Raw genomic sequence first — 2806 nt, forward strand, 5'->3', positions numbered from 1 at the left:
CGCAGCCCGAACCGGTCGATCAGGCGGCCCAGCAGTGGCGCCCCGAGCGCGGTCCCCAGGGTCACGGCTCCCCCGACGACCCCCGCCGCGGCGAACCCGCGGTGGAGCCCCACCGCGACGTGCAGCGTGAGCACCACCCCGGTCGCCGTCAGCGGGAGTCGTGCGGCGAAGCCGACCGCGTAGAGCGCCCGGAGCCCGGGCTGGGCGAGCACCTCGCGGTAGGTCGCGGCCGCCGTGCGCGCCGTCGTCACGACCCCATGGTGACCCGCCGGTCAGTGGGCCGCCCAGATCCCGCCGTCGACGGGCAGCACCGCGCCGGTGACGTAGGCGCCGGCCCGGGAGGCCAGGAACACCGCCGCGCCGGCCATGTCGTCGGGGCCCCCGATGCGGCCCAGGACGGAGTTCGCGGCGATCTCCTCGCCCCGCTCGGCCAGCGTCGCGGCCATCATCTTCGACTCGAACGGACCCGGGGCTATCGCGTTCACGCGGATGTTCCGCGGGCCCAGCTCGGCGGCGAGGACGCGCGTGAGCTGGTGCACCCCGGCCTTGCTCGCCGAGTAGGAGTAGGTGGGCAGCGGGGTGACGCGCAGCCCGTCGATGCTGCCGACGTTGATCACGCTGGCCGTGTCCTCCGCCGACGCGGACGCCTCGAGCAGCGGCAGGAAGGCCCGGGTGAGGAAGAAGGGGGCCTTGAGGTTGAGGTCGAGCACCTTGTCCCAGGCCGAGGCCGGGAACTCCTCGAAGGGGGCGCCCCAGGTGGCGCCGGCGTTGTTGACCAGTACGTGGACCCGCTGCTCGCGCGCCGAGACCTCCCCCGCGAGCCGCGAGCACTCCTCCTCGGTGGAGACGTCGGCCGGGATCGAGGTGACGGTGCCGTGCGGCGAGAGCTCGGCGACCGCGTCGTCGCCCGCCGCCGCCTTGCGCGAGCTGAGGTAGACCGAGGCCCCGGCGTCCAGCAGCCCACGGGCGATCATCAGGCCGATCCCGCGAGTGCCGCCGGTGACCACGGCGACCTTGCCGGTCAGGTCGAACAGGTTCACGGTGTCTCCCACACTTCACCCGAGTGCCTCGTGTCGCAGACCGGGGGCGGCCCGCCCGTCGCCGAGGATTCTGCCCATGGGGTCCTCGCGCCGCTCGGTGCTGCTCGGCGCGGTGGGCGCCACCGTCCTCGCCGCGTGCGGGACGTCGGTCCCGCCGCCGGCGGCTCCGGCGTCACCGGCCCCGCCGCCCACGACGACCGCGCCTTCCGCGCCCGCCGTCGACCTCGCCGCCCCCGCCGCGCAGGTGCTCGCCCGCGCGGCCGACGTCCCCGTCCTGTGCTGGCACCAGCTGCGCGACTGGCGCGCCGGCGACTCGGCCTCCGCCCGGGCCACGCTGATCTGCCCGCCCGCCGCGTTCCGCGCCCAGCTCGACGCGCTGCGCGCCGGCGGCTACACGACGATCTCCCCCGACGAGCACCTCGCCCACCTGACCACGGGCGCGCCGCTGCCGCCGAAGCCGGTGCTGCTGACCTTCGACGACTCCCAGGGCAGCCAGATCACCACCGGCGTCCCGGAGCTCGCGCGGCGTTCCATGCACGCCGCGTTCTTCGTCATGACGGTGCCGCTGGGCAAGCCGAACTGGATGTCGCGCGACGACGTCCGCCGGCTGCACGACGCCGGACACACCGTCGCCGCCCACACGTACGACCACGGCCGCGCCGACCGCTACGCCGGGGCCGACTGGAACACCCAGCTCGCGAAGCCGCGCGCGACGCTGGAGGCCATCACCGGGGCACCGGTCCGCCACTTCGCGTACCCCTACGGCGACTGGGTCCCGGCCGACTTCGCCCACCTGGACCAGGCCGGCTACGTCACCGGCTACCAGCTCGCCGAGAAGCCGGTGGACCCGACGCGGCCGTTGCTCTCGTTGCGCCGGACCCTCGTCGGGTCGACGTGGGACGGGCCGGCGCTGATGGCGGCGATGGCCCGCCCCTGACGTCAGGCCAGCGCTCGCGCCCGCGCCGCGACCCCGGCCGACCCGAGCAGGCCGGCCCCGAGGGCCGCCAGCGCGACCCCCGCGCCCGAGGTCTCGATGCCCAGCGCGTGGTCGAGCGACAGCTCGCCCGGCCCCGCGGCGGCGAGCGCGAAGACCGCGGCGGTCAGGACGGCGTTGTACTCCCAGCCGCCCTTGGTCACCCAGGGCCCGTTGGGCGCGTGCACGTGGTAGACCGCCGAGCCCATGGCGCCGGAGATCATCGTCGCCGCGAGCGGCGTCGCGAGCCCGGCGGCCAGCAGCGCGCCGCCCCCGGCCTCGGAGACGCCGGCGGCCACGGCGTTGTCGCGGCCCGGCTTGAGGCCCATCCCCTCGAAGCCCGCCGCCGTGCCCTGGATCCCGCCGCCGCCGAACCACCCGGTGAGCTTCTGCATGCCGTGGCCGAAGAAGAGCAGCCCGACCACGAGCCGCAGCACCGCCATACCGATCTTCACGCGAGCTCCCGTCACTGCACGAACAGTTGTCCCGTCAAGCTAGACCCGGGAGCGGCGGGGACGTCGACGTGGGTCACACCGCCCCGCACGTCGGATAGGTGCACACTACAATCGATCTGCTCGTTGCCCTGACTAACGAATCGGACCGCCCATGACGACGACGGCACCCGTCGCACCCGTCTCGCGCACCCACCCCGATCACCCGGGGTACAAGTGGCTCGCGCTGTCCAACACCACGCTCGGCGTGCTCATGGCGGTGATGAACTCCTCCATCGTCCTGATCTCGCTCCCCGCGATCTTCCGGGGCATCGGCATCAACCCGCTGCAGCCGGGTAACA

4 protein-coding genes and 1 pseudogene are annotated in these 2806 nt (G+C 74.4%); 2 read left to right on the top strand and 3 right to left on the bottom strand.

The features are described from left to right. Both AC0CYZ_RS08080 and AC0CYZ_RS08085 read right to left on the bottom strand, forming a co-directional pair. Nucleotides 1-251 (bottom strand): annotated as a pseudogene (locus tag AC0CYZ_RS08080) (MFS transporter); the annotation flags it as partial. A 21-nt stretch (nt 252-272) separates the two neighbouring features. Beyond that, a complete protein-coding gene (locus AC0CYZ_RS08085) occupies nt 273-1040 on the bottom strand; it encodes an SDR family oxidoreductase (protein WP_472214075.1) in 768 nt (255 codons plus the stop codon). 76 nt (nt 1041-1116) lie between these two features. On the opposite strand from AC0CYZ_RS08085, the gene AC0CYZ_RS08090 reads away from it, so the two are divergent. Continuing rightward, nucleotides 1117-1977 carry a polysaccharide deacetylase family protein gene (locus AC0CYZ_RS08090; RefSeq protein WP_472214077.1) on the top strand — a complete coding sequence of 287 codons (861 nt, stop codon included), beginning with the start codon at nt 1117-1119 and terminating at the stop codon, nt 1975-1977. A 2-nt stretch (nt 1978-1979) separates the two neighbouring features. Here the strand turns inward: AC0CYZ_RS08090 and AC0CYZ_RS08095 are convergent, their stop codons facing one another. After that, nucleotides 1980-2468 carry a DoxX family protein gene (locus AC0CYZ_RS08095; protein ID WP_472214079.1) on the bottom strand — a complete coding sequence of 163 codons (489 nt, stop codon included), beginning with the start codon at nt 2466-2468 and terminating at the stop codon, nt 1980-1982. Nucleotides 2469-2619: 151 nt separating this feature from the next. On the opposite strand from AC0CYZ_RS08095, the gene AC0CYZ_RS08100 reads away from it, so the two are divergent. Continuing rightward, nucleotides 2620-2806 (top strand): hypothetical protein (locus AC0CYZ_RS08100; RefSeq protein ID WP_472214081.1); only part of this gene is annotated, 187 nt, incomplete at its 3' end.

This window comes from Actinomycetospora sp. (assembly GCF_055612215.1).